Below are 13,310 nucleotides of genomic sequence, written 5' to 3' on the forward strand. Positions count from 1 at the left end.
TATGGAGACACGCGATCACAGCGGCCAGCATCGCCGCGCCAACAGCCTGGATGAGAAGGATTATGCCCACATCCCCGGCTGGGGCGTAGACCTGGAGCGGGAGAACCGGCCAGCCTATCCGATGGAGCGCACGCCGCCACGACTGGAGGGCGTGAGCAGCGAACGGCCGCAAGATCAGCCGCTAAACGTGGAGGTATTCCATTCGATTGAGCGGCCGGGCGTGACGCCGGTGTTTGGCACCAGCACGCCGCCATCTGGCCTGAGCGGCAAGCTGCGCGGCCTTGCCTATAAGCTGAGCGAGAACGATATCCGCCACTGGCTGATGCTGATGATGGCCGATCGCGTCAATGTGGTCGAGGGTCTCGGACAGGATCTCGGCCAAGGTCGCGTGCCGAATATCTTTGCCGAGATGGGTATCCGCGCGGAGTGGCAGCACAACAAGGCCGGGCTGGTTCGCAAAGTGGCGGTGACCATGGCCGTGGTGGGTGTGGCCTGCTATCTGCTCAAGCGCCGGAATGCGCGGTTGACGCGGTAGCGATCTTCCACCACGCCGGCATCAGCTGCTGGATTTCGGGGCGGCCGAAACGGTCGTCGATCAGGTAGACGGTGCCCCTGTCGGAGGTGGTGCGGATCACGCGGCCCGCCGCCTGCACCACTTTCTGCATGCCTGGGTAGGTGTAGGTATAGTCGTAGCCGGCGCCGAAGATGGTGTCCATGCGCGCGCGTATCTGCTCGTTGACCGGATTAATCTGCGGCAGTCCCAGCGTGGCGACAAACGCGCCGATCAGCCGCGCACCTGGCAAGTCCACGCCTTCGCCGAAAGAACCGCCCAGCACCGCAAAGCCGATGCCTTCGCTGTCGAGTGTGAAGCGGTCGAGGAACTGCGCGCGCTCCGCCTCATCCATGCGGCGCGACTGGCGCCACACCGGCACCTCGGGATGCAGCTCGCTGAACTGGGTGGCCGCCTTCTCCATGTAATCGAAGCTGCTGAAGAAGGCCAGGTAGTTGCCGCGCTGATGAACGTACTGCCTGCCCATCAGCTCCGCGATTGGACGTAACGATTGCTGGCGGTGCGCATAGCGGGTCGAGATGTGCGCCGCCACCTGCACCGACAACTGTTCGGCGACGAATGGCGATTCCACATCCACCCAGGCGGTAGTCTCCGGCATGCCGAGCATGTCGCCGAAGTAGTTCCATGGACTGAGCGTGGCCGAGAACAGCGCTGTGGTGTGGGTGCTTTCAAAGCGGGGCTTCAGGTAGGGAGCGGGCACGATATTGCGGATGCACAGCAGCGAATTGCTATTGCTGGCGCGCGCGCCGGGCGCTTTCTCGATGTCGAACAGTGCGTGGTCGCCAAAGCTTTCCGCCAGCCGTGCGAACATCAGCGCGTTGAAATAGAAGCTCTGCAGGTCCGGTTCGACATAGCCAGGATGATCGGCCATGTAGTCGGAAATCGCGGTGGACGCCGTTTGCAGCGCGCCCATGAATTTTTCCGGCAGCTCGGTGTAGGACTGGTATTCGGAGGTTTGATCCTTCTCCAGCTGGTTCCATTGCTTGTGCACGCGGTCCAGCGGTTTTTTCAGTTCCTCCGGAACGACCTTGCGCAGCAGCCGCAAACTGTCGTGTTCCATCTCGGTCGAATACATCTTGCGCGCGCGGGAGACCATATTGTGCGCCTCGTCCACCAGCACGTTGACCTTCCAGTCGTTCAGCTGCGTCAGGCTGTACAGCATGGCGCTGCTGTCAAAGTAGTAGTTGTAGTCGCCGATGACGATGTCGCACCAGCGCGCCAGTTCGCTGCTCAGGTAATACGGGCAGACGTTGTGGGCGAGGGCGATGGCGCGCAGCGTGTCGCGGTCCAGCGCTGGTGGCGCTGCGCCGTTGGCCGACGGCGCCATCAGCGCCAGCGCCGAGACGCGCGCGGCTGGCAACCGGTCATAGAAGCCTTGCGCCAATGGGCAGGAATCGCCGTGGCAGGCTTTGTCGGGATTGACGCAGGCGGTGCTTTTCGCCGCCAGTTCCAGCGTGCGCAAAGGAAGCAGCGGCGCGCCTTCGCGGATCAGGTCCACCGCGTCCAGCGCCATCTGACGGCCCGATGTTTTCGCGGCAAGGAAGAAGATCTTGTCGACGCCATGTTCGGCGCTGCCCTTGAGCATCGGGAACAGGCTGCCGACGGTCTTGCCGATGCCGGTCGGTGCTTGCGCCAGCAGGCATACCTGGCGCTTGCTGGCGCGGTACATGGCTTCTGCCAGTTGCCGCTGGCCCGGACGGAAGTCGCCGTAGGGGAAGCGCATGGCCTTCAGTTGCTGGTCGCGTTCTGCGCGGTGCGCCATTTCCTGTTGCGCCCATTGCAGGAACAGGCCGCATTGCTGTTCGAAGTAGGCGCGCAGATCGGCGGCCGTGTGGTCCTCGTGCAGCACGGTTTCCTTCTGGCTGCCGATGTCGAAGTAGACCAGCGCCAGGCGGATCTTTTCCAGTCCCTGGTCCTGGCACAACAGGTGGCCGTAGATTTTGACCTGGGCCCAGTGCAGCGCGCGCTGGTTGTCCGGCATTTTCTTCAGGTCGCCGCGGTAGGTCTTGATTTCTTCCAGGCGGTTGGCGCGGATGTCATAGCCGTCGGCGCGGCCGCGCACATGCAGCGGACCGAAATCGCCGCTCAGCGATAGCTCGGTCTGGTAGTCGTCGTCGCGGCGCGAGGTGACCACGCCGTGGCCGGCGATGCCTTCCTGCGCCGTTGGCGAGGGCGTGAAGCGCAGATCGAGATCACCGGCCTTGGCGGTGAACTCGCACAGTGCGCGCACGGCGACGGTGTAGCGGGCGGGGTGTGTCATGCCGCCCATTGCAGGTAGCAGACCGACACCGGCATCTGGTGCGCCGCGCAGTATTCGATCCAGCGCAGCTGGTTGTCCTGCAAGCGGTCGCCCGGTCCTTTGACTTCGATCATATTGTAGCGGCGCTCGGCCGGCCAGAACTGGATCAGGTCGGGGAAGCCGCTGCGGTTGGATTTGATGTCCAGCAGGATGCGCTCAAACGCGCGCTTCAGGTGCAGCGGCGGGATGCAGTCCAGCGCCAGGTCGAGCAGATCCTCGTCGATCGCTTCCCAGTACAGGAAGGGCGACTGGATGCCGTATTTGGCCGTGTAGTTGGTGCGGATGGTGGCGCGGTATTGCTCGCCATCCAGTTGCGACAGCGCGTCGCCGAACTGCGGCGCGCGGCGGCGCTGGAAGTCGGCGCTGTGCAGATCGGCCGGGCCACGGTGATAGGGATGGAAGAACGCGCCCGGTATCGGCGAAAACACCGCCTCCCAGCACAGCAGGCCGAACAGTGAATTCATCAGCGAATTCTCGACATAGTAGACCGGCGCGTCAGCGCGGCTCAGGTGATCGCGGACGACGAATTCGACGTAGCTGGCTTCCTCTGGCGGCGGCAGACTGAGGTCGATGCGCTCGGCCTGCGCCAGCATCACCGGAGGCGGCTTGGCGTGGCCCAGCTTGCGCGCCAGGCGCGGCGCCATGCGCAGCAACTGCTGGCGTTCGGCTTCGCTCTCGGGCGCCAGTATGGCGGTTTGCAGCAGCGCGAAGGCCTCGCGCGGCTGTTGGTTTTTTTCCAGCACGCGGATGGCGCGCGCACGGGCGCCGGGATAGTCGCAATCGGCATAGAGCGCATGCGAGGCCGGCCAGTCGCCGAGCTTTTCGACATGCTGGGCGATGGTGAACACCAGCTTGCTGCGGCGGCTGCGCAGCCATTCGTTATCGTCGGCGCAGGGCGGCAGGCCGGCGATTACATCGGCCGGGTCTTCGCCTTCGGCAAAACGCTCGTGGCACTGATGGATGGCGAGGAAATCATCGATGTCGCGGCGGCAGCGGAAGCCGCGCGCTGCCGGCGAGAACGCCACTTTCTCGTACTGGTAGATACCCAGGTCGGACAGGACAAACTCGGTCCAGTTCTGATGGTAGTTGCCGAAGAAGATGAGGCGCAGGCGGTCGCACAGTTCCTGCGTCAGATTGCGGTAGACGTGGTCGCCGGAATTGGCGTACCAGCCGGAAAAGCGGTGCTCAGCGCCGTATTCCTCGCGCAGCGCCTCCAACTGCTCGGCCTTGCGCAGATGCCGGACGTGTGCGCCCAGCTGGAATACTTTGACGATTTCCGGTTTTTGCAGCAGCTCGAACAGCTGGTCGAGGCCGAGTTGCGGATCTTCTTCGATCAGGCCCAGTTCGGCCAACGGCCGGGCGGCCTCGTGGGTGCTGCCGATTTCCGCGTACATCAGCTTGCTGGCGCGGAATATCGTGCCTTTGCGCATCACCATGCGCACGAACAGCGCGCGCGAGGCTTGCGGCAGGGCGGGGAAGCTGGTGAGGAAGCGGCGTTCGTCGGCGTTCAGCAGATCGTCGTAGCGTTCGCCGATCCACGTCAGTACCTGGTGAAAATTTTCCAGATAATAGAACGGATTTTCCAGAACTTTGATCATTGCGGTGGGACGAAACGGGATGAACTGTATTTATATACAGTGTATCGCGTTGCGTCCCGCTTGCCCAGCTATTTCTTGGCGGCGGGGCCCGTCTGCTGGGTGACCAGGGTGTTGGCCTTGGCGATTTCCGCTTCCACGGCCTGCACCGCCTGCTTGGTGGCCTTGGTCACCTGCTCGTAGCCGGCAAAGGCGTTGTCGATGGCGGTCTTGACGATGCTGACCGCGTTTTCCGAGCCGGGACGGACGTTTTTCGTCACGTCATGGATCAGCGCGCTCAGGTTGTTTTTGGCTTCGGCCACATGGGCGTCGGCGGCGCGGGTGAATTCTTCGCGGATCTCGGCGATGATGTCGCCCAGCTGCTGGTTGTAGGTGGCGGCATTGGCGACGCCGGGCTGGATCTGGTCGGTAGCGACTTTCAGCGCCGCCTTGGGATCGCTGCTCTGACTGATTTCCTTGCCAGCGGCCAGTCCGCCCTGCAACTGCGACTTGGCGGTCGCCAGATTGAGCGCGATCACCTGCTCGACACCCTGCACGGTCTTGCTGGTTAGCGTGTTGAAGGTTTCAAGCTGGAATTCAAACAGGGTTTTGGTGGCGTTGGCAAATTGCTCGGGATTCGTGAACATACAGTCTCCTCATAGATGGGGGGATACAGCTTGCAGCGATTCCGGTTTAACCGTGTTTTTGTAATTTGATTATCGTACAACAATAAGCTTCTCGCAACGGGCGTCACGAAACGGCCCGTAGGCCCTATCCCAGCCCGGCCCCAGCGACGTTTGCGAGCAAAACAGCGCTCCGTCGATCTTGCTACGCCATTTCCACCAGGGCGCCGGCTCGGCCGCCAGGCTGCCGCAAGCCAGGGCCAGCATCAGCAGCAAAGCGCGTTGTCGCGTGAATGTCTTCATACCTTTAAACCAGTTGTTGGGCGCAGACGCGATTGCGGCCACTGTTTTTCGCAGCGTACAGCAAATCGTCGGCGGCGGCGATCATATTGATGTGTGCCGCCTGGGGCTGCACCGCGAAATCGACGCTGGCGACACCGAAACTGGCGGTCACCGCGATGCGCTGCTTGTCGTGCTCGACCGGCGTAGCGGCCAGCGACTGGCGCAGCCGCTCGGCCAGCAATGCGCCGCCGGCCAAGTCGGTCTCCGGCAGGATCAGCAGGAATTCCTCGCCGCCGTAGCGCACCACGCTGTCGACGTTATCCCGCGTCATCGACTGCAGCAGGGCGGCGAAGTGCTGCAACACGGTGTCGCCGCCATAGTGGCCATGGTTGTCGTTGACCGCCTTGAAATGGTCCAGGTCGCACATGATGACGGTCAGGCTGAGCCGGTAGCGCTGGGCGCGCGAGATTTCCGTTTCCAGCAGCTGCTGGTGCAGATGGCGGCGGTTGTAGCAGCCTGTCAGCGGATCGCGCACCGAGAGGTTTTTCAGCACCATCTGGGCGCTATACTCCTCGCGCCACAGGATCTGGTAGCGCCTTGCCGCCACGTAGCTGAACAGGTTGGTCAGGATCAGCAGCGCCGCCATGGTCGGCAGCTGGATGCCGACCACGCCGCCGAGCCGCCACGCCATGCCGATGAACAGCGCCGTGGTCGCGGCGGCAATCGCGGCCGCATAGATCAGCCGGTTGGGAATGTAGATATACAGCACGATGACCACCACCGACATCGAAATCGCGTGCAGCGAAAACTCCATAGGCCGCAGTCCTGCGATGAGCAGGAAGCCGACCGCGCCGACGATTTCGACCACGCTGGCGACCAGCCGCGTCACCGGTATCGAGTCCGGCCGATGTTTGAGCAGCGCCAGGCTGGCCAGCACGGTGACCGCCACGGCGATGCGCACGCCGACCAGCAGGCCGGTTTTCAGCTCATAGCCCAGCCACAGCAGATCGGTCAGCGCAAAACACAGGTAGAACAGCGCACAGAACAGAAAGGTGACGCGCAACTGGTCCTGGGTCATGGCCAGCTGATGTTCAAGGAAATCGTTTTCCGTCGCGCCATCGCGGAACTCGCAGCGCAGGGGCGCTACCTTGATTGTCCTGGACTGAACAGCATTCGATTGCATGACCGCGTATCTCCGCTAGGCGCCGGCTGCTTGCCGGTCTGTTATGTTGCATTATACGACTGCAACATTTGCGGCGTAGGGAATTTAAGCGGAGGCTACAGTGGTGCGACTTTTGGCAGACGCAGCATAAAGCTGGTGCCGCGCCCCGGCGTGCTGGCGACGTCGATCCGGCCGCCCAGCACGCCGGTGACGATGTTGTGTGTTATATACAAACCGAGCCCGGAGCCGCCCGATCCCATGCGCGTGGTGAAGAAGGGATCATAGATGCGCGGCAGGTTGGCTTCCGGAATGCCGACGCCGGTGTCGCTTAGCGTGATGGCGATCTCACCGTTGCCGGTGTCATGGGCGGACAGGGTGACGCTGCCGCTGCCGCGGTTGTCGAAACCGTGCACCAGGCTGTTTTCGATCAGATGTTGCAGCGCCTGGCCGAGCGGGCCGGGATAGCTGTCCATTTCCAGCCAATGCTCGATGTCTTCGATCAGCTCCAGGCCGCGCCGCTGCACTTCTGCCTGTAGCGATTGCATCAATTGCGCCACCACATCGCCGAGCGCGAAGCGGCTGCGCTGGCTGTGGGCGCTGTCGACGGCTATGCGCTTGAAACTGTCGACCAGCGCGGCGGCACGGTTCAGGTTGCGCAGCACCACCGCATCGGCGCTGGCAGCTTGCTCCAGATAGGCTTCCAGCACGGATTTGCGCAGCCCGCCTTCCATATCGCGCCGCAGTTCGGCGGTGCGTTCCTCCATGCTGCCCGCCATCGTCAGCGCATTGCCGATCGGCGTATTCAGCTCATGGGCAACGCCGGCCACCAGCGCACCCAGCGCCGCCAGCTTGTCGCGCCGCACCAGTTCGTCCTGGGTCATGCTGAGGTTGTTGAGTGCGGTGCTGAGTTCCTCGTTGACGTGTTCCGCCTCCTCCTTGGCCTGGCGCAACTCGGCGGTGCGGGCCGCCACCAGGTCTTCCAGATGCTCGCGGTGGCGCAGTAATTCCTCTTCGCGCCGGGTGCGGGCGATGGCGATGCCGGCCAGGTGGGTGGCGGTGCGGATCAGGCGGCGGTCTTCTTCGTTGGGTTCGCGCACGTCGTGGTAGTACATCGCAAACGAGCCCAGCACCGTGCCCCGGTCCAGCAGGATGGGCGTCGACCAGCAGGCGCGCAGGCCGTAATGCACGGCGGCGTTGCGGTAGGGCGCCCACAGCGGATCATTCTGGATATCGCTGACGATCACGGTTTCCTTGCGAAACATCGCAGTGCCGCAGGAGCCTGCTGCCGGACCGATCGGCAGGCCGTTGAGTGCGTCCATGTACGCGCGCGGCATGCTGGGGCCGGCTGCACTGTGGACGGTGACGCCATCCGGATTCAGCAGCATCACCGTGCAATGGCCGCCGTCCAGCTGGGCTTCGATCAGGCGCACCAGCTTGTCCAGCGTCTCCGGCAGCCCGGCGCCGCGGGCGATCATTTCCAGCAGCGCGTTCTTGCCGTCGCGTAGCTCGGCCGCCAGCTTGCGCGGCGTGATGTCGACGATGCGCGCGTGCATCAGCCGGTGTTCGGCGGTGGTCAGCGGCACCATCCGCAGCTCGCAGGACATCGGCCGGCCGGAACTGTGGCGCATCTCCATGTCGAACAGCTGTATTTCGCCGGCCATGATTTGTTCCTGCGCCACGGTCAGCACATGCTCGGTCGGCTGGCCGTCCGGCTGCACTGGCGGGCACAGCGCCAGCAGGTCGGTCTGGATCAGCTCGGTTTCGGTCATGCCGAACATCTGCCGGGTGCGCAGATTGACGTCGAGGATGCGATGATTGCCGCGTTGCATCAGCACAATGGCGTCCGGCGAGCCGGCCAGCATGGTGTGATAGTTGACTTCCAGCGTCGCCATGGTCGGCACGCCGGCCAGCACCGGGGCGGGCGAAATCACTTGCAGGTGCAGCAGGATTCTTTCCGCCAGGTCTTCCGCATTGAAGCTCAGCGGCAGATAGACCGAGGCGCCGGCTTCCCGCGCCAGTACGCGCTCCTCGTCGCTGGGATGGGCGGACAGCAGGAACACCGGCAGCGGATGCGGGCTGGCTTGCTGAAGGCGCGGACACAGCTCCAGGCTGGCGCTGCCGGCCAGCGCCACGTCCAGCAGGGCCAGCGCAACCTTGCCGTCACGTACGGCGCTCAGCGCCTCGTCGCCACGGCTGACGACTTGCACCTCAAAATGGTGGCGCGCAAGCATGCGCCGCAGCGCGGCGGCGTCGTAAGTCGTGCTGGCGGCAATCAGGATGGTCAGCGGCTGATCGGACGAGAACGGCGGCATCATGTATGGCGGTACGGGTCGGGCTCCACAGGGTGGCGTGGAGGCCAGTGTATTACAAGATGGGGCTGTATGGGCAAGCGTTATGCGGCCTTGAGTGCGGCAGCTTCCTGAGCCTGCTTGATCAGCGGGAAGTTATCCTCGATCCAGTCGACCAGCACTTCCAGCCGCTGCGCAGCCTCGCGGCCCAACGGCGTCAGGCTGTACTCGACGTGCGGCGGGACTACCTGGTGCGCCACGCGCAACACCAAGCCGTCGTGGGCGAGGACTTCCAGCGTCTGCGCCAGCATTTTCTCGCTGACGCCGCCTACCGCCCGGCGCAGTTCGCTGAAGCGGTGGGTGCGCTCCAGCAGCATCACCAGCACCAGTACACCCCAGCGGCTGGTGATGTGGCCCAGTACAATGCGGGAAGGGCAGTCGGCCGCCATCACCTGACCGCGTTGCTGGTCCTGATTCAGTTGTTCGATGGCTTTGCGCAGGGATTTGCTGGTCATGGGGACTCCTGGGGGTACTTACTAAAATGTGCGTACTTACATTCCGTAAGTATAGCCTATATCATGGGTCCATCCACTTTCAAGGAGAAACCTCATGATTATCGTAACTGGTGCTTCCGGCCAACTGGGCCGTCTGGTGATTGCTGAACTGCTCAAGCGCGTGCCTGCCGAGCAAATCGTCGCGGCGGTGCGCGATCCGGGCAAGGCGGCCGACCTGGCCGACCAGGGTGTTCTGGTGCGCCACGCCGACTATAACGATCCGGCCTCGCTGGACAGCGCCTTTGAGGGCGCGACCAAGGTGTTGCTGATCTCGTCGAACGACCTGGGCAACCGCGTGCCGCAGCACCGCAATGTGATCGACGCCGCCGCCCGCGCCAAGGTCAGCCTGCTGGCCTACACCAGCGTGCTGCACGCCGATACGTCGACGCTGGCGCTGGCCGCCGAGCATCGCGAAACCGAAGCTGCGGTACGCGCGGCAGGTGTTCCATACACCTTCCTGCGCAATGGCTGGTATGTGGAAAACTACACGGGTACCCTGGGCGGCGCTGTGGCGCATGGCGCGCTGGCGGGCGGCGCAGGCGAGGGCCGGATTGCCGCTGCGGCGCGGGCGGAATATGCGGAAGCGGCAGCCGTCGTGCTGGCCAGCGAGGGTGTGGTGGAGCAGGTGTATGAGCTGGCGGGCGATAGTGCGTTCACGCTGGCTGAACTGGCGGCGGAAGTATCGCGTCAGATTGGCACCAACATCCCGTACAACAACTTGTCGCAGCAGGATTATCTGGGCTTGCTGCTGCAAATCGGCCTGCCGGCACCGTTGGCTGAGCTGCTGGCGGATTCAGATGCCCAGGCTGCCAAGGGGGCGTTGTTTGATGACAGCAAAGTGCTGAGCAAACTGATTGGCCATCCGACCATCTCGCTGGCAGCTGCCATCAAAACGGCGCTGTAAGACAAAAAAGCCGTCTGGACATGAGCGCGATTTGAGCGCGCTCAGCCAGACGGCTTTTTGCGGAATTCTTGGTGCCCACGGAGGGACTCGAACCCCCACACCTTGCGGCACATGGACCTGAACCATGCGCGTCTACCAATTCCGCCACGTGGGCATTTATAACTTCAATCATCAGCGCTTGGTGCCCACGGAGGGACTCGAACCCCCACACCTTGCGGCACATGGACCTGAACCATGCGCGTCTACCAATTCCGCCACGTGGGCGCTGATGTCTTGCTGCTACTTTCTGCTGCGTGTTCTGCAACAGAAGGCACGCATCTTAAGGGGTGGCAGCATACCCGTCAATAGCATTTAGCTGCTTTTGTGAAATTATTTCATTGCGATGTATGCGACCAGTTGAATCATAATGACGTTTCTTTCAACATCGTATTCACTGCATGATGCGTGCGGTTTCCTTTGTGCTGGCTGTGGCCAGCCTGCTGATGCTGTCTGCGCAAGCCTGCGCCAAGGAGGTCATTACGCTGACGAATACCGAATGGGCGCCATATACTTCGCAGCAATTACCGCATAACGGGCCGTTGTCGCGCATCGTCAGCGCGGCGTTTGCGCTGGAGGGCGTGGAGGTGCGCTATGTGTTCCGCCCGCCGAACCGTGCTTATGCGGAGGCTGCGGAAGATTTCGCCCATGGCACGATTTTGTGGAGCACCTCGGGCCGGGATAGTGACCGCCAGCGCCGGTTTTATTTCAGCGACGTGGTGTTCGACGGCCAGTCGGTGCTATTTCATTTGAAAAGCTATCCATTCCGCTGGAGCGGCTATCAGCAGATGGCGGGCGTGCGCATGGGTGGCACGGCGGGCTTTGAATACACCTTCGACAAATACCCCTTCCTCAGCATCGACCGCACAGCCGTCACCGACGAGCAGAATTTCCGCAAATTGGCGGCGGGGCGTTTTGACGTGTTCCCGGCCAACCTGGATGTGGGGCGCGCGATCATGCGTACCGCGCTGACGCCGGAGCAGGCGGCGCTGATCACCTGGGATCCCAATCCGTACAACATCACCCACTACCATCTGATGATGAACAAGCGGAACAAGGAAAGCTTGCGCTACCTGGGTTTATTCAATAGGGGTTTAAAGCGTTTGCGGGAGAGTGGCAAGTACGACGAGTATCTGCAAGTGCTGAAATGAAAAAAGCCTCCCGAAGGAGGCTTTTAACACGGAATTCTTGGTGCCCACGGAGGGACTCGAACCCCCACACCTTGCGGCACATGGACCTGAACCATGCGCGTCTACCAATTCCGCCACGTGGGCAATTTACTACTGTGTCTGTCGCGTTGTGTGCGTCAGAGGCCAGTATATTACGGCAACAACTTGTTTTTCGCAAGTGTTTTTGGCGCTTGCCTGTTGCGGAACACTTTCGTAAGCTTGATTCCTGTCATTTCAACAAGACTGGAGACGGCGATGGAAAGTTTCATGCCGCATGGGCACTGCTTCCTGTGGATACCGTCCATCCTGTGGACCAGTGTGATTTCCGACGCGCTGATCGCGCTGGCGTACCTGACCATACCGGTCAGCCTGGTCTACTTCATCCGCAAGCGGCGCGACATGCCATTCGACTGGATGTTCATCGCTTTCGGTGTGTTCATCCTGGCCTGTGGCGCGACCCATATCGCCGATATCTGGGTGGTGTGGCATCCGGATTATGTGATGTCGGCCACGCTGAAGGCGATTACCGCCGCCGCCTCGGTGGTGACCGCCATCGCCATGGTGCGGCTGATACCGATCGCGCTGCGCATTCCCAGTCCGGCGCAGCTGGCCGCCGTCAATGCTGAGCTGCAAAAAGCCAATGACGACCTGCGTGCCGCCATGGAGCGCGCCGAAGTGGCGAACCGCGCCAAGAGCGCCTTCCTGGCGGCGATGAGTCACGAGCTGCGCACGCCGCTGAACGCCGTGCTGGGCTACACCCAGATTCTCAAGCGCGACCGCAGCCTGGACGTGTCGCAGCAGACCCGTGTCAGCACCATCCAGCAGGGCGGCCAGCATCTGCTGGCGCTGATTAACGATGTGCTGGATTTGTCGCGGGTGGATGCAGGCAAGATGGAATTTCATCCCAAACCGGTGCGGCTGGGCGATCTGCTGTCGGTGGTGGCCGACATCATGCGCGTGCGCGCCGAGCAAAAGCATTTGTACTTCGAGCTGGAATTGATGGAGGGCTTGCCGGTGGCCGTGCATGTGGATGAAACACGGCTGCGGCAGGTACTACTGAACCTGCTGGGCAATGCGGTGAAATTCACCGATCGCGGCGCCGTGCGGCTGCGCGTGTCGCCGTTGCAGGATGAGGTGCTGCGGTTTGAGGTGATCGACGAGGGCATCGGCATCGCGGCCGATCAGCAGGAGCTGATTTTCCTGCCCTTTGAGCAGGTTGGCGATGTCTCGCGCCGCGCCGGCGGCACCGGCCTGGGCCTGGCCATCAGCCGGCAACTGGTGCGGTTGATGGGCGGCGCGCTGAAAGTGGAAAGCGCGCCCGCCAAGGGGAGCCGCTTCTGGTTTGAGGTGCCGCTGAAGGTGGTGGATGCGCCGGGCGCACTGGCCAGCGGCGAGCGCATCGCCACCGGCTATGCTGGTCCGCGCAAGACGATACTGGTGGTGGATGACGTTGCTACCAACCGCGCGCTGCTGCGCGATCTGCTTGGCTCGCTCGGCTTCCGCACGCTGGAGGCCGAAAACGGTAGTGCCGGGCTGCAGCAGGCGCAAGCCGTGCAGCCTGACATGGTGTTGCTGGATATGGTGATGCCGGGCATGGACGGCATCGAAACCACGCGCCGCCTGCGGGCCGACCAGCGCACTGCGGATACGCCGGTGCTGATGATCTCCGCCAGCTCCACGCCGGAAGAGGAGGAGCGTTCATTGGAGGTGGGGGCGAATGCTTTCCTGTCCAAGCCGGTCAATGAGCACGACCTGCTGCGCGAGATCGGTGCGCATCTCAAGCTTGAATGGACCGACTAAATGAAAAATAGCCATCGGACATGAGCGCGATCCTGATCGCGTTCAGCC

Annotated in this window: 10 protein-coding genes and 3 tRNA genes; 4 read left to right on the plus strand and 9 right to left on the minus strand. The window is 62.6% G+C overall.

The genetic code is table 11. The features are described 5' to 3' along the window. Position 1: 1 nt before the first annotated feature. A complete protein-coding gene (locus KW842_RS13380; RefSeq protein WP_218304587.1) occupies positions 2 to 535 on the plus strand; it encodes a hypothetical protein in 534 nt (177 codons plus the stop codon). On the opposite strand, the gene KW842_RS13385 is transcribed toward KW842_RS13380, so the two are convergent. The 6 genes from KW842_RS13385 to KW842_RS13410 form a co-directional block, all read right to left on the minus strand. Then, positions 504 to 2,840: an ATP-dependent DNA helicase gene (locus KW842_RS13385; RefSeq protein WP_218304588.1), complete on the minus strand. Its 2,337-nt coding sequence runs from the start codon at positions 2,838 to 2,840 to the stop codon at positions 504 to 506. The two genes, KW842_RS13380 and KW842_RS13385, sit on opposite strands and share 32 nt — an antisense overlap. Further along, on the minus strand, positions 2,828 to 4,468 hold the full coding sequence (locus tag KW842_RS13390; protein WP_218304589.1) for a VRR-NUC domain-containing protein: 1,641 nt from the start codon (positions 4,466 to 4,468) through the stop codon (positions 2,828 to 2,830). Before KW842_RS13390 ends, KW842_RS13385 begins: the two co-directional genes overlap by 13 nt. 68 nt (positions 4,469 to 4,536) lie before the next feature. Then, entirely contained in the window at positions 4,537 to 5,091 is a 555-nt protein-coding gene (locus KW842_RS13395) for a phasin family protein (protein WP_218304590.1), read from the minus strand. A 283-nt stretch (positions 5,092 to 5,374) separates the two neighbouring features. Continuing rightward, complete coding sequence (locus KW842_RS13400) at positions 5,375 to 6,532, minus strand: GGDEF domain-containing protein (protein ID WP_218304591.1); 1,158 nt, start codon at positions 6,530 to 6,532, stop codon at positions 5,375 to 5,377. A gap of 95 nt (positions 6,533 to 6,627) precedes the next feature. Further along, positions 6,628 to 8,826, minus strand: a complete 2,199-nt coding sequence (locus KW842_RS13405) for an ATP-binding protein (protein ID WP_218304592.1) — start codon at positions 8,824 to 8,826, stop codon at positions 6,628 to 6,630. A gap of 77 nt (positions 8,827 to 8,903) precedes the next feature. Next, the gene (locus tag KW842_RS13410; RefSeq protein ID WP_218304593.1) at positions 8,904 to 9,314 is read right to left on the minus strand and encodes a helix-turn-helix domain-containing protein; all 411 of its coding nucleotides are present in this window, start codon (positions 9,312 to 9,314) and stop codon (positions 8,904 to 8,906) included. Between the two features lie 94 nt (positions 9,315 to 9,408). On the opposite strand from KW842_RS13410, the gene KW842_RS13415 reads away from it, so the two are divergent. Continuing rightward, positions 9,409 to 10,257, plus strand: coding sequence for an SDR family oxidoreductase (locus tag KW842_RS13415; protein WP_218304594.1), 849 nt, complete (start codon positions 9,409 to 9,411; stop codon positions 10,255 to 10,257). A 69-nt stretch (positions 10,258 to 10,326) separates the two neighbouring features. Here the strand turns inward: KW842_RS13415 and KW842_RS13420 are convergent. Together KW842_RS13420 and KW842_RS13425 are read right to left on the minus strand one after the other, a co-directional pair. Beyond that, a tRNA-Leu gene (locus tag KW842_RS13420) sits at positions 10,327 to 10,411 on the minus strand. 25 nt (positions 10,412 to 10,436) lie between these two features. Beyond that, a tRNA-Leu gene (locus KW842_RS13425) sits at positions 10,437 to 10,521 on the minus strand. Between the two features lie 173 nt (positions 10,522 to 10,694). Here KW842_RS13425 and KW842_RS13430 point away from each other — a divergent pair. After that, a complete protein-coding gene (locus KW842_RS13430; RefSeq protein WP_218304595.1) occupies positions 10,695 to 11,444 on the plus strand; it encodes an ABC transporter substrate-binding protein in 750 nt (249 codons plus the stop codon). 38 nt (positions 11,445 to 11,482) lie between these two features. Here the strand turns inward: KW842_RS13430 and KW842_RS13435 are convergent. Next, positions 11,483 to 11,567, minus strand: a tRNA-Leu gene (locus KW842_RS13435). 150 nt (positions 11,568 to 11,717) lie between these two features. Between KW842_RS13435 and KW842_RS13440 the strand changes: the two genes are divergently transcribed. Then, positions 11,718 to 13,262 carry an ATP-binding protein gene (locus KW842_RS13440; protein ID WP_218304596.1) on the plus strand — a complete coding sequence of 515 codons (1,545 nt, stop codon included), beginning with the start codon at positions 11,718 to 11,720 and terminating at the stop codon, positions 13,260 to 13,262. Positions 13,263 to 13,310 lie beyond the last annotated feature (48 nt).

Origin of the sequence: Duganella sp. sic0402 (assembly GCF_019219065.1) — a bacterium.
Taxonomy (GTDB): domain Bacteria; phylum Pseudomonadota; class Gammaproteobacteria; order Burkholderiales; family Burkholderiaceae_D; genus Rugamonas.